A 19,506-nucleotide genomic window follows, 5' to 3' on the forward strand; every position below is an offset into this window, starting at 1 on the left:
CGCTCTACTTTAGAGCGCCTCTCGTTTGTCTATGGCGTCGCGCCCGGCGCGGCGCGCGGACCCTACGCCGCGTCGTCGCCGGAGGGCAAGCGGCCCAGGCGTCCGCCCCGCGCCTCGAAGGCGGCCCGCAGCGTGTCGCCGACGATTACGAGCTCGCCCGCATAGCTCTCGAGACGCTGCAGCAGGAACTCTCGCTCGGTCTCCGCGTCATGGGCGGGCGCGAAGGCGTTCGGCGTCGCGGCGTCTCCGGGATAGGCCCCGTCGGGATGGCTGTACATGTCGATGCCGGCGACGATGAGGCGTTTCGGCGCAAGCGCCACCGACACCGCCAGCATCGCCGCGCCGTTGGTCGGACGGAACGCGCCCCAGTCGTAGTCGACGAGCGCCGGCGCGATCAGATCGGCGCGCGCGAACGCCGAGCGCCCGCGGCGGGGGTCGAAGGCGCGGGTGCGCATCAGCCGCACCTCCGAGGCGTGCGAGCGCACGCCGAAGACGGCTCCCTCGGTCGCGACCATCACAGACTGCCGCGCCGTGAACACCATGTCGGGCTTGGTGAAGTGGCTGCGCCCCGCCCATTTGCGGTTCACGCGGAAGAGCACGTCATAGGCCATGGTCCGCAGGATCGGATCCTCGGAGGACGGCCCGGTGCCGAGGCAGAACACCGTTTCGGGACGGCCGAGTTCGGCGAACAGCTCCTGCGGCGTGACGAGCCGCTTCAGCCGCCAGTCCACAAGCGCCCGCGATTTCGCCCCCGTGGCGGCCGCAAGCGCCAGCGCCGAGGGCGTAAAGCGGCGACGGTCGGTCGCCCGCAGCAGCTTGTGGTCGCGCGCGATCGCCTTGCCGAGTTCGGCCACGGCTTCGTCCATGGAGCCGCGCGACAGGTCGAGCTTCAGCAGCGCCTCCCCGGCGATGTCCGGCTTCGCCGCGGCGGCGCCGGGGCTCGTCCGGAGCGACACGAGCGCGAGGCCGTATCCCAGCACGCCCGACAGGGTCGCGGCCGGCACGTCGACGTCGTCGAGCGCGATCACGCAGCGCATGCGCGTGGCGGCGAGGAAGCGGCGGACGAGAAGCCCGAAGGCCGGCGGCGCGTCGCGCACGACGTAGCGCGGGAAGCGACGCGTTAGCGCCTCCGCGGCGGCCTTCGGCCCGGTGACATAGATCTTGAGCCGCGGCTGCGCGACGAGCGCAGCCTCGATCAGCGGGGCGGCCGCCTCGAACGCTTCGGCCGAGCCTCCCAGCACCCAGACGCCGTAGTCGCGCACGAAGGGCTTCGGCGCCGCGTCGGCGCGCGAAGGCAGCAATTTGCTCAGGAGCCCGGTCACGCGGCTTTCTCCGAAACGGGCGTCGCGAACAGCGCCTCGGTGCGCTCGCGAACGAGACTGTCCTCCTCGCGCGGAGCCGGCGGGTCAAGATTGAGCCGGCCGTCGAAGACGCGGCCCCAGCCGCGCGACACGATCACCGCGTGGAGGTCGGCGAGCGATCGGCGCGGCGAGACCCAGCCGTCGCGCATGGCGCGCGCGCAGACCCTCGCCACGGGACCGGACCCTTGCGCGGCGGCGGCGATCCGGTCGCGCAGGCGCTGTTTCCAGCCCGCCGGCTTTTCGCGCAGCGGAACGATGGTGAGCGGCTTTCCGGCCGCCGCCGCCTCGGCGAGCATCGATTCGCTCTCTCCGGTGACGACCAGCAGGTCGGCGAAAGCGAGCAGCGCCGCCACCGGATCGGGGCCGCCGCCGGGACGCCATTCGCGGATGTCAGCCGTGGGCGCGTTTCGGCGCATCTCGGCGATCGCGGAAGGTGGCGTGCGGCGGCTGGTCACCATCGCGAGCGAAGCCCCCGCGGCGGTCGCGGCTGCGGCGAGTTCCTGCGCCATGCGCCCGGCGAATGCGTCGGAGAACAGATGCCGGCCCGTCGGTCCGCCGACGAGCGCCACAGCGCGCGGATGCGGCAGACCGTCCAGCGGATCGGGGCCCGTCGCCGCGGCGGCGAGCGCGGCGGCGTCGATCTTGGTCGGCGGCAGCGAGAGTTCGAGCAGCGTCGGGTCCGGCGCCTGGCGGAAGTAGGAGCAGCGGATCGTCAGGTCGGCGAAGCCGCCGGGCGCGCGCCGCCCGACCAGAACCACCTTGGCGCGGCCCCCGCTCCGCTCCTTCACATAGCGGGCGATGGGCGCGACGCGGCGGCCGGCGCCCATCACGAGATCCGGCCAGGGCGGCGCGATCGACGCCTGCGAGACATCGTCCAGCGTCTCGAGCGTCGCGCCGAGGCGCGGCGTCGCGCGCTTGGCCTTTTCGTTGAACGCGAGGCGCTTCTCCTCGAACGGCCGGCCGAGCGCGCGCGCAGCGCCGATCGCCTGGCTGCGGTTGCCGGGCCGGTCGTCGGTCAGGAGCCAGACGGTGGGTCCGGCGGCGCCCTCGGGCTCGCTCATGGCAGATGGGTTCTGGATCGCGCGACGCTTAAAATCCGCGCGTTCATGGGCGCTTTGAAGGCCGTCCGTCAACGTCGCCGAGGGCGCTGAGCGGCCGCACATCGCGCGACGCGCCGCCCAGCCTTGCGCCCGTGCGCTTGAGGCGGCGTCCGATTGCCCTTAGAAAGCCGCCCTCACGCAAGGCGCCGCGCGGACCGCGCCGCGTTCGCTCGCCTCGCGCCGAAACCGAAGAGCCTCATGGCCCCGCAGCCTTCAGACCCCGTTTTGGCCGCCGCTCAGTCGACCGCGCCCCGCAAGTCGACGCTGATGCGCATCGCGACCGTGATCCCGCTTCGCCGCACGATGGGGACCATGTGCCTGCTCGCGCTGGCGGCGTCGCCGAAGGCCTCGGCATCGCGAGCCTGCTGCCGCTCGCCGCGCTCATGAGCCCCCAGGGCGCGGAGGCCGGCAAGGGCCTCAGCGGCAAGATCGCCGAGACCATCCGCGACATCGGGCTCGAACCCTCGCTCGGCCTGTTCGTCTTCATCCTGATCGCCGGCATGACGCTCAAGGCCGCGCTGACGATCGTCGCCATGAACCGCGTCGGGCGCGCCGGCGCGGACGTCCAGACCAAGCTGCGGCTAGACCTCATCGACGCGCTGCTCGCGGCGCGCTGGTCCTATTACGTCCGCCAGCCGGTCGGGCGGTTCTCGGCCTCGCTTTCGGTCGAGGCCATCCAGGCGGGCGAGGCCTACAACGCGCTCGCGAAGTTCCTCGCCGAGCTCATCCAGGTCGTCACCTATTCGCTGGTGGTGTTCCTGTTCTCGTGGAAGCTCGGCCTGCTGTCGCTCGGCGTCGGCCTGCTGATGATCCTGACGCTCAACCGCTTCATCACCTCGGGCAAGCGCCGCGCGCAAGCAGAAGAAGCGCATCAGCGCGATGGTAGGCGGGCTCACCGACCTTCTCGTCGGCATCAAGCCCATGAAGGCGATGGGTCGGCACGCGCGCTTCCAGGCGCTGTTCGAGCGAGACGCGGAGAAAATCCGGCAGGCGCAGCAGAAGCAGTCGTTCGCGCGCGAGACCAACAAGGCGCTGCAGGAGCCGATCCTCGCGATCTGCCTTGCGGGCGGCCTCTATTTCTCGATCGGCGTGATGCAGCAGTCGCCCGGCCAGGTGGTGGTGATGGCGCTGCTGCTCGCCCGCACCGTCTCGACCATCGGCAAGGCCCAGCAGGCGTTCCAGAACGTGCGGCTGACCCAGTCCGGCTTCAACGCCATCTACAATTCGGTCGAGCTCGCCCGGTCGATGCGCGAGCCCTCGCATGGCGGCGAAACGCCGACCTTCGAGATGGGCGTGGAGTTCCGCGAGGTGAACTTCGCCTTCGGAGCGATCCCGGTGATCCGCGGCGCGAGCTTCCAGGCGCCCAAGGGCTGGGTCACGACGATCACCGGCTCGTCCGGCGCAGGCAAGACCACCATGGTGGACCTGCTGCTCGGCCTACACGAGCCGACCGGCGGCCAGATCCTGATCGACGGCAAGCCCCTGCCCACGCTCGATCTCGGGGCGTGGCGGCGGATGACCGGCTACGTGCCGCAGGAGCTGATGCTGTTCCACGACACGCTGCGCGCCAACGTCACGCTCGGCCAGCCGGAATTCACCGACGCCGACGTGATGCTCGCGCTCGAGCAGGCCGGCGCCTCCCAGTTCGTGGCGGAGCTGCCCGAGGGTGTCGAGACCGTGGTCGGCGAGCGCGGCACGCGGCTTTCCGGCGGCCAGCGCCAGCGCATCTCGATCGCGCGCGCGCTCATCCAGCGGCCGAAGCTCCTGATCCTCGACGAGGCCACGACCGCGCTCGACCCCGGCACCGAGGCCGCGATCGTCGAGAACGTCGTCGAGCTCACCCGCTCGACCGGCCTCACCGTCATCGCGATCTCGCATCAGCCCGCCTGGGCGGCGGCCTCCGACGAGGTGGTGCGCCTTTCTGAGGGCCGCATCACCGGCATCGAGCGCCGCGAGGCCTCCGCCCCGCTCGCCGAGGCGCTGGGGCCGGCGGCGTGACCGAAGCGAACCCGACCATCCTTCACGCGCTCGAGGCCGCGGGGCGCGGCCCCGAGGGCTTCAACTTCCATTCCGGCAAGGGCGTCCTCGTCGAGACCGCGTCCTACGCCGGCCTGGCGCACGACGCGCGCGCGCTCGCCGCGAAGCTTCTCGGCGCGGGCGTCGCTCCCGGCGACCGCGTCGCGCTCATCGCCGACACCGAGGGCGACTTCGTCCGCCTGTTCTTCGCCTGCGCCTACGCCGGGGCCGTGCCCGCCCCGATGCCGCTCCCGATGGCGTTCGGCGGCCGCGAGACCTATCTCGCCCACACCCGAAAGATGATGGAGTGCGCCGACGCTTCCGCGGCCTTCGCCCCGGCCGCGATGAAGGACTGGCTGATCGAGGGCGCCGAAGGACTGCCGCTGCGGCTCGTCGGCGTGATCGGCGACCTCGAGGCGGTGGAGCCCGATCCGCGCCCGCTGCCGACGCCCGATCCTGACGCCCTCGCCTATCTGCAGTTCTCGTCGGGCTCCACGCGGTTCCCGAAGGGCGTCTCGGTCACCCACCGCGCGCTGATGGCGAACGCGACGGGGATCAGCCGCGACGGCCTCAAGACGCGCGCCGGCGACCGCTGCGTCTCCTGGCTGCCGTTCTACCACGACATGGGACTGGTCGGCTTCATGCTGTCGCCGATCGTCGCCGGGCTCTCGGTCGATTATCTCGCGACCCGCGACTTCGCCCGCCGTCCGCTGCTCTGGCTCGACATGATCGCCCGGGCCAGGGCCACGATCTCCTACAGCCCGAGCTTCGGCTTCGAGCTCGCGGCCCAGCGCGCGCAGACCGTCGATCTCGGAGCGCTCGACCTCTCCTCCTGGCGCTGCGCCGGCATCGGCGGCGACATGATCCGCCCGCATGTGCTGCGCCGCTTCGCCGAGCGCTTCAGGCCCAACGGCTTCGACGCCCGCGCCTATGTGGCGAGCTACGGCATGGCCGAGGCGACGCTTGCGCTCTCCTTCGCGCCGCTCGACCAGGGGCTGAAGACCGAGACCGTCGACCTCGACCGGCTGGAGAGCGAGAACCTCGCGGCCGCGCCCACGGCCGGGACGGAGCGCGAACGGGAGTTCGTGCTCTGCGGACCCGCCCTGCCCGACCACGAGATCGAGTGCCGCTCGCCGGACGGCGCCGCGCTTCCCGAACGCCGGGTCGGGCGCGTCTTCGCCAGGGGCCCGAGCCTGCTGCGCGACTATTTTCGCGAGCCCGAGGCGACCGCCGAGACGATCACGCCCGACGGCTGGCTCGACACCGGCGACCTCGGCTACCTGACCGGCGGCGAGCTCGTGATCACCGGCCGCGCCAAGGACCTGATCCTCGTCAACGGCCGCAACGTCTGGCCGCAAGACCTCGAATGGACCGTCGAGGCCGAGGTCGCGGGCATGCGCTCGGGCGACGTCGCGGTGTTCTCCGTCGACCGCGACGAAAACGAGGAGGTGGTGGCGCTCGTCCAGTGCCGCACCAAGGACGAAACCGCCCGCGATGCGCTCGCGGAGGAGATTTCGAAGGTGCTGCGGCTGAAGTTCGGGACGCCCGTGACGGTGCGCCTCGTCGGCGCCCACGCTCTGCCCGTCACCTCGTCGGGCAAGCTCAGCCGCGCCCGCGCCCGGGAAATGTATCTGGCGATGGTCTCGACGGCCGCCTGACGACTCGCGCGGCGGACGCCGCCCGGTTCACGAACCGTTACGGGCGGCGGCGACGAAACGGCCGCCCGGATCGCTCCCGCGCCCTCTGATCCGAGCCTGTTCGCCCCGTCGCGCCGTACACATTCGGCGCCGAATTATTTCAGTTCCGCCCGCTTTCGACCGCGTTCAGGACGTCGATCACGGGCCTGACGACGCGCAACGCGCTCTCAGGCCGCCAAGCGGACAGGAAAGACAGATGACCGAACCGTTCGGTCATCCCCCGCCAAAGCCTTGCAAGCGTTTGAAAATCCTCACTCCGGTCACGGCCGCGTCAGCGCGTCCGCCCTGGCCGCTGACCGATCGCGAGCCCGTCGGAACGGGTCGTCGGGCATTTGCGCAACACCCCGGATCGATCCGTCGGCGCCTGTCTATCGAAGGACCGTCGACTCGTGGTTTTTGAAGTGAACAGCGACGGTTACGACTGTGTAACAAGCTGCATTGATTAGTGTTTTCGATGCGTCTTCGCGAACTTTACAGGGTGGCGGCGGATACCTAGTTTCCCGTTCGACCAAAGTTTGCGTTGGCGTTTCGCCAAGGCGAAAAGATGAGTGAAGATCAAGCGGCGTTGCTTTCCGAAGTTTCGGAAGTCCTCGAGAGCGTGCTGAACCGGAAAGTCGAGCTGAAGCCTGAGATGAATATCGTTAATGATCTTGGCCTCGACTCGATCGCCGTGATGAATTTCACCATGGCGCTGGAAGACAAGTTCGACATCTCGATCCCGCTGCATGACATGGCCAGCGTCGTGACTGTTCAGGACCTGCTGAACACGCTCTCGGCGCTGCGGAGTGACGCGTAATGTCCATTCTTTCGAAGTTCTCGCCGCTCGCCGAGCGTTACGGCCGGATGCGCGACAGCGGCGCCGACCCGTTCTCGATCAAGTTCGACGACGTCCTGTCCTCGGTCGAAGCCGTGGTGAACGGCCGCAAGACCGTGCTGTTCGGCACCAACAACTATCTCGGCCTGACGTTCGATCCCCACTCGGTTGAGCGGTCCGTCGAGGCCATCCGCATGCACGGCACCGGCACCACCGGCTCGCGCATCGCGAACGGCTCGTACAAGGGCCATGAGGAGCTCGAGGCCGCGCTCGCCGACTTTTACGGCCGCAAGCACTGCATGGTGTTCTCGACGGGCTATCAGGCGAACCTCGCCATGATCTCGACGCTCGTCGGCCAGAACGACCACCTGTTCCTCGACGCCGACAGCCACGCCTCGATCTACGACGCCTCGCGGCTCGGCCACGCGCCGGTCGTGCGCTTCCGTCACAACAATCCCGACGACCTCGCCAAGCGCCTCAACCGGCTGAAGGACCAGCCGGGCGACAAGCTGATCGTGGTCGAGGGCATCTATTCGATGCTCGGCGACACCGCCCCACTGAAGGAGTTCGTCGACGTCAAGCGCGAGTTCGGCGCCTATCTGCTCGTCGACGAGGCGCATTCGATGGGCGTGCTCGGCGAAAAGGGCCGCGGCCTCGCCGAGCGCGAGGGCGTGGAGGACGACGTCGACTTCGTGGTCGGCACCTTCTCCAAGAGCCTTGCGAGCGTCGGCGGCTACTGCGTCTCGAGCCTCGATGGCTTCGAAATTCTGCGCATCGCCGCGCGCCCCTACATGTTCACGGCGTCGCTGCCGCCGGCGATCGTCGCCTCGACGACGGCCGCCCTCGAGACCCTGCGCGCCGAGCCGCAGCGCCGCGAGAAGCTGACGGCGAACGCCGAGCGCTTCTACACGGGGCTGAGGTCGGCCGGCTTCCAGGTCGGCCCCGAGGCCAACCCGATCGTCGCCGTCATCCTCGACAAGGTCGACGTCGCGGTCGCGTTCTGGAAGCGGCTCGTCGACGAGGGCATGTATCTCAACCTCGCGCTGCCGCCCGCGACGCCGAGCCACCAGGCGTTCCTGCGGTCCTCGGTGAGCGCCGCGCACACGTTCGAGCACATCGACTTCGCGGTCGAGCTGATGACCCGCGTCGGCCGCGAGTTCGGCCTTCTGCCCGACAACGTCACGCCGTTCCCGGCGCGGCCCGTCAGCGCAGAACGCCTTTCCGCCAGAGCCGCCACAAGACCGGCCCTGCGGCCAGCAGCGGATGTCGGCGCTGGAATGGCGTGACGACTTCCTTGTGGCCCGAATGCCGCTCGATCTTCCAGGCGATGTAATCCGCGCCGCCTGAGAAGGTGAAGGCGGCCTTGGCGAGCCGAAGCAGATTGAGGGGCTTGGCGAGGCGCTTGCGCGTCTTCCAGGCCCCTTCGGCTTTCTGGCGGTCATCCTCGGAGATCGCCGGCGCGAGCTCGTTCAGGTCTTCGCGGAACGCGAGGCCTTCGGCCGCCCAGCCGAGCCGCAGCGCCGCGCCGTAGCGCTCCGGCGCCGCCTCGACGATCGAGCCCGGCCGCGAGCCGCTCTCGACGCGCAGCTCCGACGAATAGGTGCGCGCGAACAGCGCGAGCCAGAAGTCGGCGGCGGAGCCGCGGGCAGGTCCGAGATGCGCCGCCCACCAGCTTGCGCCGCGGATCGCGATCGAGACCGCCTCGGCGACCCGCTCGGCCGCGAAGGCGTCGCGCGACCACACGAGCGCGCAGGGCTGCGCGAAGCGCGCCCAGATGGTGGTGTCGCGGCTCTCGTGGCGGGCGTGGCGGCGGAACTGGTCAAGCGTCATCACCGCCAGCTTCGAGCGCAGCGTCATGCCGGCCGCGGTGGTCTCGGCGTATTCCACGTTGGGCGGCAGCCGCGCGCCAGCCTTGGCGATCAGCGGGCGCGCCTCCCAGGCGTCGAACCGGTCGAGCAGCACGTAGAAGTCCAGCAGCCCGTCGGTCGCGCCGGTCCTGAGCGCCGACCCGTAGAACAGCACGCCCACGACCCCCTGCCCGCCTCGCGCCGCAAGCTCTGCCGCGAAGGTCGCGACGGCGGGCGGGACCGGCCGGGCGAGCTCCTCGGCGACGAAGCGGGTCAGGGCGGCTTGCGCGGCGGTCATCGGCTGAACTCGGCTGCGTGCGTCGAGACGCCGACGAACCGCCGGCTCTTCAGCATGAGGCCGGTTTCGGCGACCTCGCCAGCCCTCATGCCGAGGAGGCCCGCGGGGCCGTCGCGAAGCACGCGGCCGATCTCTGCTCGCCTCACAGCCGAACGAACCTGATCTGCGGCCCCGCGACGAGCTCCACGCGCCCGTCGGCGCCCGGCGCGAATGTGTCGCCGTCGAAAATGAAGGGCTCGGAAAGCGTCAGCGACACCCGCTCGGCGCGGAAGCTGCGATAGCCCGCCTCGTCGGCGAAGCTCGGCTTCCGCCGCGCCGCGATCGCCGCGAGACCGCGTGCGAGCCGGCGCGGCGGCGCGGAGATCTCGGTCATGCGGATCGCGCCATCGCCCTCGCCCCAGAACGGCCAGAGGCCGAGGATCAGCCGATCGAGCGAGGTCGCCAGAGCGACGAAGCTCGCGCCCTCGCGCGGCTGCCCGCCGTCGACCGCGATCGAGAGCGGGACGCCCTCGCGCCAGACCTCGCGGTCCTTGCCGAAGGCGGCGGCGACTGAGCCCACGACGCCGAGCGCGACGCCGAGCTGCTGGGCGAAGCCCTTCGAATGCACCCGCTCGTTCACGAGCCGGGTCGCGCGCTCATAGGCGCCGAGGCCGAACACGAAGCCGGCGCGAGTCCAGCCGTCGGTCGTGACGAGGATCGGCCGCCGGACATGGGTCTCGAGCGGAAGGCCGGCGTTCGCCCGACCCGCAAGCCGCGCGAGCGCGCCGGCGCCGCGGCCCACATGGCCGGCGTCGAGCGCGGCGACGTTCGTCTTCCCGCTCGGCATCAGCGCGATGGCGGGGAGCCTGTCGCCATAGGCGGCGGGCAACGCCGAGAGCACGTCGCGCAGCGTGCCGTCGCCGCCGTCGACCGCGAGCAGGTCGACGCCGGCCTCCGCGAACCCCTTGAGCACGCGCGGATAGTCGTCGAGCGTCTCCGGGATCGCGTGCAGGAAGTCGGCCGCGGGCTTTGTGCGGTCGGCCTCCGCCCTGTTGCGCCAACTCCGGGCGTTCGAAACGACGCCGAGGCGCAGGGTCATGCGGCGTCGAGCCAGGACACGAGCGTTCTCGACCGGCTCTCCACCGCGGCCTGCACGAGCTGAAAGAGATGGACGACGAGCGACAGCACGATCCAGGCGCAGACCAGGATCATGCCCCAGTCCGGCCGGCCGATCAGCGTGAAGGCGGTCAGGATCACGAGATTCGGGTTCCGCCGCGCGGTGATGAGGCGGAAGAACGAATCGAACGGCCGCCACACATGCATGTGGAAGCCCCAGAGCCGGATGAACGCGCCCTCGAACAGGCGCTGCACCACGTAGCCGCCGACAATGATCCAGACCAGCAGCTCGGGATGGGCGACCGGCATGCCGGCCTTCTCGAGGCCGATGATCCAGGCGATCCACCAGAACGGCGGGTGGATGAGGTCGATGCCGTGGTCGAGAATGTCGCCGAATTTCGACGAGGTCATCGTGACGCGCGCGAGCTTGCCGTCGACGGTGTCGAGGAAGGTCATGATCCAGGCCGGGATCAGGCCGAGCAGATACCAGCCTTCCCAGAACATGCCGAGCGCCACGAACATCAGCAACAGGCCGAGATAGGTGACCTGGTTGGGCGTGATGCGGCGCACCGCGCACCATTTGGTGACGGCCTTGGCCGGGGCCGGCCACCAGTATTTGGTGACGAAGTCGGTCACGCCCTTGTAGGAGCCGGCGAAGCTGCGGGCCTCGACGTCCTTCACGCTCTGGGAGTTGAGCGGAATGACGAAGGCGATCTCGCGCTTGCGGAGCTTGCGGTTGTAGGAGCCCGCCAGCCCCTCGGAGTCGAGGATCTCGGTTCCGACCGGCGCTTCGCCGCTTGCAAGGACGCCCGACGCGGCTTGCGCGTCGCGTCCGGCGACCGCGGAGGCGATCGCTACGCCGCCCGCGACGAGCGTCGCGCCGGGCCGGGTCGCGAGCGCGTCGATCAGGCGCTGGTCGTAGGCGAAATCAATCCGCAGGATCACCACGGAGCCGACGTTTTCGAGCCCTTCGGCCGAGACGCGCACGTCCTTCACGCCCGCTCGCGCAAGCTGCCGGGTGAGGCGCTCGGCGGAGCTCATGCCCCAGATCTGGACCGTCGACTGGCCGATCAGAACCGCCGTCGTCGCCTGCGCCGCCGCAGCGGCCGCGTTCGCATTCTCCGTCATTCCTCTTGCGCGTCTCCTGTCCCCGGGACTATCCGGGCCTGTCGTTTAGCCGCGAAATCCGTATGGTGCCAGCGCGCGCGCCATCCTTTCGGCGAATGGCTCGCCTTAAAGGATCGCAGTCCTTCCTCGTTCGATGACCCTTCCGATGACCAACGCCACGATGGAGAAGTTCGGCCATCCCCGCTCCGCGGTCGCGGAGATCGGGGCCTGGACCGTGCTCGTGCGGCCGAAGCAGCCGACGCTCGGTTCGCTCGTGCTCGTGTGCAGGGAGCAGGCGACGGCGTTCTCCGATCTCAGCCCGCAGGCCTTTGCGGACCTGCGCGAGGCGGTCGCCGGGATCGAGCGCGTGCTAAAGGGCTTCGTCGATTACGAGCGGATCAACTACCTGATGCTGATGATGGTCGATCCCGACGTCCACTTCCATGTCATCCCTCGCTATGAGGGGACGCGTTCGTTCGGCGGCGTCGAGGTCGCCGACGCCGGCTGGCCAGGGCCGCCCAACCTCGGCTCCGGCGCCGATCTCGACGACGCGGCGCTCGACGCGCTCGCGGCCGAGCTCAAAGCCCGCTGGGTCGCCGCCTGATGGCGTCGATCGGCCTGCCCAGGTTGCGGATTCTCGACCGCTACGTGCTGATGCTCACGCTGAAGCCGATGCTGCTGTGCCTCGGCGTCGTGCTGTCGGCGCTGCTGCTGGAGCGCATCCTGCGCCTCATCGACATTCTGGCGACCGCTGGCGCGCCGGTGTTCATCGCCTTCGCGCTCGCGGCCAATCTCGTGCCGCACTACATGGGCTTCGCGATGCCCGCGGGCTTCGCGCTCGGCATCTACTCGTCGATCTCAAAGCTCAGCATGGGCGCCGAGCTCGAGGCGGGCCTGGCCTCGGGCGTCTCGGTGCGCACGCTGGTGCGGCCGCTCATCATGCTCGGCGCGCTTCTGAGCATCCTCAGCATCGTGATCGTCGGCTACGCCGCTCCCTACTGCCGCTACTCCTACCGCGAGATCATCAACCAGTCGGTCTCCTACGCCTGGCGGGCGCATGCGCCGGCCGCGACCTTCATCAGCGAAGGACGGGCTGACGATCACCGCCGACGACGTCGACAAGACCGGCCGCAAGCTGCGCGGCGTGTTCATCCAGAACCGGGAGAACGACGTCGACGTGGTGACGAGCGCCGAGGGCGGCGAGCTCGAGCTCACGCCCGACAAGCTTCAGATCCAGCTCCGGCTGAAGAACGGCGCCGTGATCCGCGACTATGGCGCGGAGCGGCCCTCGACCCTGCGCTTCCAGGACTTTGTTCTCGACCGGAAATTCGACCTGACGGCGCCGCCGTTCCGGCCGCGCGGCGGCAGCGAGCGCGAGCTGACGTTGTCCGAGCTCTGGACCGAGATGGGCGAGCCCGCGCCGTCGGCGCCCTACAACCAGCTGTCGGCCGAGTTCCACTCCCGCATAGCGCGGTCGCTGTCGCTGATCTTCCTGCCGCTGCTGATCGTGCCGCTGTCGATGACCATGCGGCGCAACACCCGCATCGCCAACATGGTGACAGCCGCGGTCGCGACCGTGCTCTACCACAACTCGCTGCAGATCGGAGACGCTCGCCGACAAGGGCGTCGCGCCGGCCTGGATCACCTGCTGGACGCCCTTCGCGGCGTTCCTCGCGATGTCGGTCTGGCTGTTCACGACCTCGACCGACCGGCCGGGCGACACCGCGATCTCGCGGATGGTCGACGGGATCGAGGGCGCGATCACGAGGGCGTTCCGAGGCCTCAAGGGCCGCGTCCGGCCGGCGGAGGGCTGACATGCGGTTCGCGCGCTATCTCAGCCTGACGCTGTTCAAGCTCGCCGTCGTCGCGACGCTGATCCTCGCCTTCATCGCGCAGATCCTCGATCTCGTCGACAACGCCGGCGACATCCTCGACCAGGGCGACGGCGTCCCCGGCATCATCGAATATATCGGCCTGCGGCTGCCGACGCTGCTCGTCCATTCGCTGCCGCTCGGAACGCTCGTCGGCGCGCTGCTGACGCTCGCGCTGCTTGCGCGCAACAGCGAGATCGTCGCGATGCGGGCGGCGGGCAAGAGCACCTTCTCGATGTTCGTCGCCATGGCCCCGGGCGCCTTCGCGCTCGTGATCCTGCATTCGACGCTGATTGACGTCGTCGCGCCGCGCGCCGAGGCCAAGCTCGCGATCAAGGTCACGCAGCGCTTCGAGCGCGCCCGAACAGCAGGGCAAGACCGCCAAGACCACCTGGCTGCGCGTCGGCGAGGCGGTGGTCTCGTTCGACCGCGTCAGCGACAAGGCCCGAAAGCTGAAGAACGTGCGGATCTACGACCGCAATCCAGACAAGATCGTCACCTCCCGGATCGTCGCCGAAGAGGCGCGCTACCGGAAAGGCGAGTGGACCCTCTCGGGCGCCGAGCGCGTCTCCTGGGAGCGCGCGACGCTCAACGAGCGGTCTTCCGCCGACGGCGTCTGGCGCACGACCATGACGCCCGACGACGTGCTGGCGGCGCTCATTCCGGAAAGCCGCATCTCGCTCACCGCGGCCCGCAAGGTCGTGGCGGGCGAGCAGACCCCGAACGCGCCGCTGCCCTTCTACGAGACGCTGATCGAACGCGTCTACGCTTCCCCCGTTGGACTGATCGTGATGGTGCTGCTTGCGATGCCCGCTTCGCTCCTCAACTGGCGCGACGTGCGCTCGACCCGCCACATGGCCTACGCGCTGCTCGGCGGCCTTGGCTTCCTGCTCATCGACGGCCTGCTGACGACGCTCGGCCTGACCGGCATCGTGCGCCCGGCGGTGGGCGCCTGGGCCGGCATCCTGCTGTTCACCGTCTTCGGCCTCTTCCGCATCTGGCGGATGGACGCCGGCTGGCGCCCGTCGCGCGTTCCGCGTCCGCCCAAGACCGTGCTGGCGGAGGCCCCGCGGTGAGCGCCCTCGAGATCCGTCCCGTCAGGGGCCGGCGGGAGATGACCCAGTTCATCAACCTGCCAAAGCGCCTGCACGCCAATGACCCGACCTACGTGTCGCCGCTCGACATCGAGCGTCATGACGCGCTGTCGAAGACCAAGAACCCGCTGTTCAAGCGCATCGACGCCGAGTTCTTCCTCGCCTGGCGCGGCGGACGGACGGTCGGGCGCATCACCGCGCAGGCCGACCCGAGGCTCGGCGTCGTCGGCCAGTTCGGCATGATCGCGGCCGAGGACGACCCGGAAATCTTCCACGCCCTGTTCCAGACCGTCGAGGACTGGCTGCGGGCGCGCGGCAAGACCTCGGTGCAGGGGCCGTTCAACCTCTCGATCAACGAGGAGACCGGCCTCCTGATCGACGGCTTCGACACGCCGCCGATGCTGCTGATGCCGCACGACCTTCCCTACGTCGCGCCCCGCGTCGAGGCGGAGGGCTACGGCAAGGAGATGGATCTCTTCGCCTATCTGCACGACACCGAAGTGCCGTTTCCGCGCGCGATCGAGCGCATCCTCGATCGTCCGCGCCCGCCCGAGATCACGGTGCGGCACCTCGACATGTCGCGTTACGAGGCGGAGCTCGCCACGGTGATCGACATCTTCAACGACGCCTGGTCGGAGAACTGGGGCTTCCTGCCCTTCGGCAAGGAGGAGCTCGATCATCTGGCCAAGTCGCTGAAGCTGCTGGTCGACGAGCGCCTGTTGTGGTTCGTCGAGGTGGACGGCAAGCCGGGGGCCTTCGGCCTCGCGCTTCCCAACCTCAACGAGATCACCACCGATCTTGACGGCAGCCTGCTGCCGTTCGGCTGGGCCAAGCTCGCTTGGCGGCTGAAGGTGAAGCGCTCCTACACCTCCGGGCGCGTGGTGCTGATGGGCGTGCGCAAGGAGCATCACCGGAGTTATCTCGGTAAGATCATGCCTCTCTACATTTTCGAGAAGTTTCGAGAAGAGGGGCGCGCCCGCAACGTAAGACGGGTAGAAATGTCCTGGGTGCTCGAAACCAACGCGCCGATGCGCCACATCGGCGAAGCGCTCGGCGGAGGGCGCGCCTACAAAACCTATCGCGTCTATTCGAAGGAGCTTCGCCCATGACCGCCGCCCTCATTCTCGCAGGCACACGGCGCGGCGGCGACAAGCTCGCCGAGGCCGAGGGCGTCAGCCACAAGACGCTGATCGAGGTCGGCGGCCGTCCGATGCTCGAGCGCGTCGTCGACGCCCTGCGCGCCTCCGGCCGCATCGACCGCATCCTGGTCTCGATCAACAAGCCCAAGCTCGTGAAGATCCCGGGCGTCGAGACCATCAAGTCGGCGAAGTCGCTCGCCGAGAGCGTGATCGAGGGCGTCAACGCCATCGGCGCGCCGGCCTTCGTGACGACCGGCGACCATGCGCTGCTGGAGCCCGAGTGGATCCGCTACTTCATCGACAACGCGCCTGACGTCGACCTCGCGCTCGGCATCGCGCGCGCCGAGGCCGTGAGCCGCGACGCGCCCGACACCGAGCGGACCTTCATCAAGCTCGCCGACGGCCAGTTCTCCGGCTGCAACATGTTCTATGTGCGCCACATCGAGGCGCTGAGGGGCGTCGAGGTCTGGCGCGAGTTCGAGCAGCTCCGCAAGCGGCCGTTCAAGATGCTGCAGAAGCTCGGCCCGAGCGCCATCTTCGCCTACGCCACCGGCCGCCTCACGACCGAGCGCGTCGCCAAGGAGGTCGGGCGCCTGACCGGCGGGCTGACCGCGGGCATCGTCGACATGCCGTTCGGCCGCTCGGCGATCGACGTCGACAAGCCCGCCGATCTCGAACTCGTCCGCCGGCTGCTGGAGCGCGAGGCCGCCTGAGGCGGCGTCCGCCTCAGCCCGCCGCCTCTTTCTGGGCGATCAGCGCCTCGAGGCTCTCCAGCCGATCGGCCTCTGCGGTCGGCTTGTCCCAACGGATGCGCGCGACGCGCGGGAACCGCATCGCGACGCCGGACTTGTGCCGCGCCGAGCGGGCGATCCCCTCGAAGGCGATCTCCAGCACCAGCCCCTGCTCGGCCGTGTGCGTCACCTCCCGCACCGGCCCGAAGCGGTTCGTGGTGTTCTTGCGCACGAAGCGGTCGAGCTCGGCAAGCTCCTCGTCGGTGAAGCCGAAATAGGCCTTGCCCACCGGCACCAGCCGCTCGCCGTCGGCGTCCGCGGTCCAGACCCCGAAGGTGTAGTCGGAATAGAAGCTCGAGCGCCTTCCATGGCCGCGCTGGGCGTACATCATCACGGCGTCGACCGTCATCGGGTCGTGCTTCCACTTGAACCACAGGCCCTTGGGACGCCCGACCACGTAAGCGCTGTCGCGGCGCTTCACCATCAGGCCCTCGACCGCCGCGGCGTCCTCGCCGGCGCCCGCCGACGCCGGATCGGCGCGCGCCGTCGCTAGGCCGTCCCAGTCCTCGAAGCCGACGAGCGGCGACAGGTCGACGCGCGGATTGTCCTCGCGGGCGATGAAGGCCTCGAGGCGCTTTCGACGCTCCTCGAAGGGCTGTTCGCGCAGGTCCTCGCCGCCATCGAACAGCAGGTCGTAGGCGCGGATATGGGCGGGAAACTCCGCGAGGAGCTTCGGCGTGACGCTCTTCCGGTTCAGCCGCTGCTGCAGCACGTTGAAGGTCTGGACGCGTCCCTCGCGCAGGATCAGCAGCTCGCCGTCGATCGCCCCGTCGAAGGTCAGCGCCTCCACGAGATCCGGGAACGCGCCCGAAACGTTCTCGCCCGAACGGCTCCAGAGCCGCGCGACGTGTTTTCCGTCGGTGCCCGTTCCGGCGGACGCCTGCACCCGAATGCCGTCCCACTTCCATTCGGCGACGAACTCCGCGGGGTCGAAGGCTCGAAAGTTCGAATCCTCCAGCGGATGGGCGAGCATCGGCGGCCGGAACGGCGCCGGGTCCTCGGCGAAGGGCTTGTCCCCCCGCCCCTCCACCCAGGCGAACAGGTCTTCGTAGGGCGGCTCCAGTCCCGGCCAGACGAGTTCGACGTCGTCCGGCTTGATCCCGTCTCCGAGCGTCGCGACCGCGGTCTTGGTCAGCCGCGCGGTGGCCCCCACGCGCAGCGAGCCGGTGATGAGCTTCAGCAGCGCCCAGCGCCCGGTCTCGTCGAGCGCGTCGAGCCAGCCCGCGAGGCGCTTCGGCAGATCGAGCTTGGCGGTCGTCGCCAGCCCTTCCACGATCTCCGAGAGCGGCGGCGTGCGGTTGGCGCGGGTCTCGCCCGGCCACATCAGCGCGACGGTCTCGGCGAGGTCGCCCACATAGTCGTAGGACATCGCGAACAGCTGCGGGTCGACCCGCTCCATGATCAGGCCGCGGATCAATCCGGCCTTGGCGTGCCGAAACGACAGCGCGCCGGTCAGCGCCGCGAGCGCGAAGCCGCGCTCGGGATCGGGCGTCTCGCGGAAATACTCCGCCATCAGCCGGATCTTGGCGTTTCGCCGCGGCTCGTAGGACAGACGATCGAGCAGAAAGGCGAAGCGGTTCATTTGAGCGCGTCCGGAACGCCCGCCATCGTCATGTCCCGGCTTGTCCGGGGCGGACACGCATCCGCTATGCTCGCGTTTCCAAGCCATCCCGCCAGGTCCGACGCCGACGGTGGATGCCCCGGACAAGCCGGGGCATGACGACTGAAGGGAGAGCGTTCTGAATGACAGTGGAGCGCCGTTTCTTCGTCTACATTCTGGCGAGTGATCGCAACGGCACGCTTTATGTCGGCATGACCAGCGATCTCACCCGGCGCGTCTGGCAGCATCGCGAACACGTCGTCGCCGGCTTCACCAAGCGATATGGCGTCGGGAAGCTGGTCTATTTCGAGATCCATGCGACGGCGGAAACCGCGATCCGCAGAGAAAAGCGGATCAAGCACTGGCCGAGAGACTGGAAGCTCAATCTGATCGAGCGCGACAATCCCGATTGGGACGACCTGTTCGACCGGATCGCCGTCTAGATCGACTGACGCCAGCGGAAGGTTCGTCATGCCCCGGCTTGTCCGGGGCATCCACCGGTCGTCGAGCCATCGCCCCATGACGAATGTTGCGTCCGGGTCTGGCTTGAACGCCCCGGACAAGCCGGGGCATGACGATGTTTTTTCTGAAGTCATGAGGATGGACCTTCGGCCGGGACGACAGGCTCTTCCTCGGCCTGGGTCTCCCCCTCCCCCTCGTCGCCATACCCCACCAGCCTCAGCGGCCGCGCCAGGAGCCCCTCGGTCCCGCACCAGTGGACGAGCGCGTCCTCCTCGCCATGGGTGACCCAGATCTCCTCGGCGCCGGTGTCCCGGATCGTCTGACGCAGTTCGTCCCAGTCGGCGTGGTCGGAGACGACGAGCGGCAGCTCCACGCCGCCCTGCTTCGCCCGCGCCCTCACCCGCAACCAGCCGGAGGCGGCCACCGCCACGGGATCCGGAAACTTCCGCGCCCAGAGCTCGCGCAGCGCCGAGGGCGGGCAGATCACGATCGCGCCGGCGAGCCCCTTGCGGTCCTCGGCCATCACCCGGATCGTCTCGCCGAGATCGACGCCGAGCGCCGCGTAGGTCTCCGTCACCCGCACCATCGCGCCGTGCATGTGGATCGGCTTGTCCCAGCCGGCCTCGCGCAGAAGCTTCATCAGCCGCTGGGCCTTGCCGAGCGAATAGGCCCCGACGAGATGCGCGCGTTCGGGAAACAGCTCCACCGAGTCGATCAGTTTCGCGACCTCGCGCTCGGGCGGCGGATGGCGGAAGACCGGCAACCCGAAGGTCGCCTCGGTGACGAAGAGATCGCAGGGCACGACCTCGAAGCCTTCCGCGGTCGGGTCGGGCGCGCGCTTGTAGTCGCCGGAGACGACCGCCCGAAACCCCTTCCATTCGAGCCGGATCTGCGCCGAGCCGAGCACATGGCCCGCCGGATGGAAGCTGACCGTCACGTCGCCGACCTTGGCGCGCGCGCCATAGGCGGCCGGTTGACGAGAGCGGCAGAAGTCTTCGCCGTAGCGCGCCGCCATGATCGCGAGCGTCTCGGGCGTCGCCATGACGGCGTCGTTGCCGGGCCGTGCGTGGTCGGCGTGGCCATGGGTGACGAGCGCGCGCTCCACCGGCCGCATTGGGTCGATATAGGCGTCGGCCGGCGGGCAGTAGAGCCCTTTCGGCGTGGGGAGCAGAAGGTCTTCGGGGCGCATGTTGGTGGGAAGATAAGGCTCAGCG

The 19,506-nt window shown here is 69.4% G+C and carries 18 protein-coding genes and 3 pseudogenes; 13 read left to right on the top strand and 8 right to left on the bottom strand.

Annotation, left to right across the window (positions count from 1 at the left end; genetic code table 11):
- Positions 1 to 62: 62 nt before the first annotated feature.
- Positions 63 to 1,322 (bottom strand): hypothetical protein, encoded by a 1,260-nt coding sequence (locus K6K41_RS08520; RefSeq protein ID WP_261404677.1) that lies wholly within the window; start codon positions 1,320 to 1,322, stop codon positions 63 to 65.
- Positions 1,319 to 2,422: a mitochondrial fission ELM1 family protein gene (locus K6K41_RS08525; RefSeq protein WP_261404678.1), complete on the bottom strand. Its 1,104-nt coding sequence runs from the start codon at positions 2,420 to 2,422 to the stop codon at positions 1,319 to 1,321. Before K6K41_RS08525 ends, K6K41_RS08520 begins: the two co-directional genes overlap by 4 nt.
- A 237-nt stretch (positions 2,423 to 2,659) precedes the next feature.
- Between K6K41_RS08525 and K6K41_RS08530 the strand changes: the two genes are divergently transcribed.
- From K6K41_RS08530 to spt, 6 genes and pseudogenes are all read left to right on the top strand, one after another.
- Positions 2,660 to 2,848 (top strand): hypothetical protein, encoded by a 189-nt coding sequence (locus K6K41_RS08530; RefSeq protein ID WP_261404679.1) that lies wholly within the window; start codon positions 2,660 to 2,662, stop codon positions 2,846 to 2,848.
- A 113-nt stretch (positions 2,849 to 2,961) separates the two neighbouring features.
- Positions 2,962 to 3,288 (top strand): annotated as a pseudogene (locus K6K41_RS08535) (ABC transporter transmembrane domain-containing protein); the annotation flags it as partial.
- A gap of 52 nt (positions 3,289 to 3,340) precedes the next feature.
- Complete coding sequence (locus tag K6K41_RS08540) at positions 3,341 to 4,459, top strand: ABC transporter ATP-binding protein (protein WP_261404680.1); 1,119 nt, start codon at positions 3,341 to 3,343, stop codon at positions 4,457 to 4,459.
- Positions 4,456 to 6,135, top strand: coding sequence for a fatty acyl-AMP ligase (locus K6K41_RS08545; RefSeq protein ID WP_261404681.1), 1,680 nt, complete (start codon positions 4,456 to 4,458; stop codon positions 6,133 to 6,135). The genes K6K41_RS08540 and K6K41_RS08545 overlap by 4 nt, the downstream gene beginning before the upstream one ends.
- A gap of 559 nt (positions 6,136 to 6,694) precedes the next feature.
- A complete protein-coding gene (locus K6K41_RS08550; protein WP_261404682.1) occupies positions 6,695 to 6,970 on the top strand; it encodes an acyl carrier protein in 276 nt (91 codons plus the stop codon).
- The gene (spt, locus tag K6K41_RS08555) at positions 6,970 to 8,274 is read left to right on the top strand and encodes a serine palmitoyltransferase (RefSeq protein WP_261404683.1); all 1,305 of its coding nucleotides are present in this window, start codon (positions 6,970 to 6,972) and stop codon (positions 8,272 to 8,274) included. The genes K6K41_RS08550 and spt overlap by 1 nt, the downstream gene beginning before the upstream one ends.
- Here the strand turns inward: spt and K6K41_RS08560 are convergent.
- From K6K41_RS08560 to K6K41_RS08575, 4 genes are read right to left on the bottom strand one after another with little or no spacing between them, the layout of a single operon-like run.
- A complete protein-coding gene (locus K6K41_RS08560; RefSeq protein WP_261404684.1) occupies positions 8,192 to 9,133 on the bottom strand; it encodes a hypothetical protein in 942 nt (313 codons plus the stop codon). The genes spt and K6K41_RS08560 overlap by 83 nt on opposite strands.
- Positions 9,130 to 9,255: a hypothetical protein gene (locus K6K41_RS08565; RefSeq protein ID WP_261404685.1), complete on the bottom strand. Its 126-nt coding sequence runs from the start codon at positions 9,253 to 9,255 to the stop codon at positions 9,130 to 9,132. The genes K6K41_RS08560 and K6K41_RS08565 overlap by 4 nt, the downstream gene beginning before the upstream one ends.
- Before the next feature lie 20 nt (positions 9,256 to 9,275).
- Complete coding sequence (locus K6K41_RS08570) at positions 9,276 to 10,211, bottom strand: diacylglycerol kinase family protein (RefSeq protein ID WP_261404686.1); 936 nt, start codon at positions 10,209 to 10,211, stop codon at positions 9,276 to 9,278.
- Positions 10,208 to 11,356, bottom strand: coding sequence for a CDP-alcohol phosphatidyltransferase family protein (locus K6K41_RS08575; RefSeq protein ID WP_261404687.1), 1,149 nt, complete (start codon positions 11,354 to 11,356; stop codon positions 10,208 to 10,210). The genes K6K41_RS08570 and K6K41_RS08575 overlap by 4 nt, the downstream gene beginning before the upstream one ends.
- A 133-nt stretch (positions 11,357 to 11,489) precedes the next feature.
- On the opposite strand from K6K41_RS08575, the gene K6K41_RS08580 reads away from it, so the two are divergent.
- The 6 genes and pseudogenes from K6K41_RS08580 (at position 11,490) to K6K41_RS08610 (ending at position 16,152) form a co-directional block, all read left to right on the top strand.
- The gene (locus tag K6K41_RS08580; protein ID WP_261404688.1) at positions 11,490 to 11,939 is read left to right on the top strand and encodes an HIT family protein; all 450 of its coding nucleotides are present in this window, start codon (positions 11,490 to 11,492) and stop codon (positions 11,937 to 11,939) included.
- Between the two features lie 68 nt (positions 11,940 to 12,007).
- A pseudogene (locus K6K41_RS08590) lies at positions 12,008 to 13,178 on the top strand (LptF/LptG family permease).
- A pseudogene (locus K6K41_RS30290) lies at positions 13,151 to 13,480 on the top strand (LptF/LptG family permease); the annotation flags it as partial. The pseudogenes K6K41_RS08590 and K6K41_RS30290, both read left to right, overlap by 28 nt.
- A 139-nt stretch (positions 13,481 to 13,619) precedes the next feature.
- Entirely contained in the window at positions 13,620 to 14,282 is a 663-nt protein-coding gene (locus K6K41_RS08600) for an LptF/LptG family permease (protein ID WP_261404691.1), read from the top strand.
- Entirely contained in the window at positions 14,279 to 15,409 is a 1,131-nt protein-coding gene (locus tag K6K41_RS08605; RefSeq protein WP_261405683.1) for a dATP pyrophosphohydrolase, read from the top strand. The genes K6K41_RS08600 and K6K41_RS08605 overlap by 4 nt, the downstream gene beginning before the upstream one ends.
- A complete protein-coding gene (locus tag K6K41_RS08610) occupies positions 15,406 to 16,152 on the top strand; it encodes an NTP transferase domain-containing protein (protein WP_261404692.1) in 747 nt (248 codons plus the stop codon). Before K6K41_RS08605 ends, K6K41_RS08610 begins: the two co-directional genes overlap by 4 nt.
- 13 nt (positions 16,153 to 16,165) lie before the next feature.
- On the opposite strand, the gene K6K41_RS08615 is transcribed toward K6K41_RS08610, so the two are convergent.
- Positions 16,166 to 17,812 (bottom strand): cisplatin damage response ATP-dependent DNA ligase, encoded by a 1,647-nt coding sequence (locus K6K41_RS08615; protein ID WP_261404693.1) that lies wholly within the window; start codon positions 17,810 to 17,812, stop codon positions 16,166 to 16,168.
- A gap of 161 nt (positions 17,813 to 17,973) precedes the next feature.
- Between K6K41_RS08615 and K6K41_RS08620 the strand changes: the two genes are divergently transcribed.
- Positions 17,974 to 18,273 carry a GIY-YIG nuclease family protein gene (locus K6K41_RS08620; protein WP_261404694.1) on the top strand — a complete coding sequence of 100 codons (300 nt, stop codon included), beginning with the start codon at positions 17,974 to 17,976 and terminating at the stop codon, positions 18,271 to 18,273.
- 149 nt (positions 18,274 to 18,422) lie between these two features.
- On the opposite strand, the gene K6K41_RS08625 is transcribed toward K6K41_RS08620, so the two are convergent.
- Entirely contained in the window at positions 18,423 to 19,481 is a 1,059-nt protein-coding gene (locus K6K41_RS08625; RefSeq protein WP_261404695.1) for a ligase-associated DNA damage response exonuclease, read from the bottom strand.
- Positions 19,482 to 19,506 lie beyond the last annotated feature (25 nt).

Origin of the sequence: Chenggangzhangella methanolivorans (assembly GCF_019797865.1) — a bacterium.
Lineage (GTDB): Bacteria > Pseudomonadota > Alphaproteobacteria > Rhizobiales > Methylopilaceae > Methylopila > Methylopila methanolivorans.

What these genes read in the sequence shown, in the direction of transcription:
- spt (WP_261404683.1), top strand. Translation starts at nt 6,970, where the DNA reads ATGTCCATTCTTTCGAAGTTCTCGCCGCTCGCCGAGCGTTACGGCCGG.
- K6K41_RS08625 (WP_261404695.1), bottom strand. Translation starts at nt 19,481, where the DNA reads ATGCGCCCCGAAGACCTTCTGCTCCCCACGCCGAAAGGGCTCTACTGC.
- K6K41_RS08570 (WP_261404686.1), bottom strand. Translation starts at nt 10,211, where the DNA reads ATGACCCTGCGCCTCGGCGTCGTTTCGAACGCCCGGAGTTGGCGCAAC.
- K6K41_RS08525 (WP_261404678.1), bottom strand. Translation starts at nt 2,422, where the DNA reads ATGAGCGAGCCCGAGGGCGCCGCCGGACCCACCGTCTGGCTCCTGACC.
- K6K41_RS08540 (WP_261404680.1), top strand. Translation starts at nt 3,341, where the DNA reads ATGGTAGGCGGGCTCACCGACCTTCTCGTCGGCATCAAGCCCATGAAG.
- K6K41_RS08575 (WP_261404687.1), bottom strand. Translation starts at nt 11,356, where the DNA reads ATGACGGAGAATGCGAACGCGGCCGCTGCGGCGGCGCAGGCGACGACG.
- K6K41_RS08580 (WP_261404688.1), top strand. Translation starts at nt 11,490, where the DNA reads ATGACCCTTCCGATGACCAACGCCACGATGGAGAAGTTCGGCCATCCC.
- K6K41_RS08560 (WP_261404684.1), bottom strand. Translation starts at nt 9,133, where the DNA reads ATGACCGCCGCGCAAGCCGCCCTGACCCGCTTCGTCGCCGAGGAGCTC.
- K6K41_RS08610 (WP_261404692.1), top strand. Translation starts at nt 15,406, where the DNA reads ATGACCGCCGCCCTCATTCTCGCAGGCACACGGCGCGGCGGCGACAAG.
- K6K41_RS08530 (WP_261404679.1), top strand. Translation starts at nt 2,660, where the DNA reads ATGGCCCCGCAGCCTTCAGACCCCGTTTTGGCCGCCGCTCAGTCGACC.
- K6K41_RS08620 (WP_261404694.1), top strand. Translation starts at nt 17,974, where the DNA reads ATGACAGTGGAGCGCCGTTTCTTCGTCTACATTCTGGCGAGTGATCGC.
- K6K41_RS08615 (WP_261404693.1), bottom strand. Translation starts at nt 17,812, where the DNA reads ATGAACCGCTTCGCCTTTCTGCTCGATCGTCTGTCCTACGAGCCGCGG.